Below are 339 nucleotides of genomic sequence, written 5' to 3'. Positions count from 1 at the left end.
CTGGCGCACCACCTGGGCAACGCGGTCGCACGCTGCGGCCAGAGGCGCGGCGCCTTCGTGGCCCGCGCACACCGGGGAGGCCGCGTCACGACCCTCCTCCCCCAACCAGGCGAACAAGTCAGGCACGATGGTGCGGTGTCCGGCGGCCTGCAGCGCCGCCGCCACCTCGTCCCACGAGGCGGGCGTTTGGGCGAAGCCGTGGAGCAGGACGAAAGCGGTCACGAGTTACCCCTGATAGGGAGCGAAGCGGTCACGCACGCCGCGCAGGGGCAGCTGCACCTCCACCAAGCTGATGCCCGGAGTGCCCAGGAAGTTCTGGTAGGCGCTGCGGAAGGCCCC

The 339-nt window shown here is 71.7% G+C and carries 1 pseudogene; it reads right to left on the bottom strand.

Going from position 1 to position 339, the window contains the following annotated elements:
• A pseudogene (locus tag PZH32_RS11940) lies at window positions 1-222 on the bottom strand (hypothetical protein); the annotation flags it as partial.
• Between the last annotated feature and the right edge of the window lie 117 nt (window positions 223-339).

It is taken from the genome of Adlercreutzia equolifaciens (assembly GCF_029076695.1).
Classification (GTDB): domain Bacteria; phylum Actinomycetota; class Coriobacteriia; order Coriobacteriales; family Eggerthellaceae; genus Adlercreutzia; species Adlercreutzia equolifaciens_A.
This window is presented reverse-complemented; position numbering and strand designations above follow the sequence as displayed.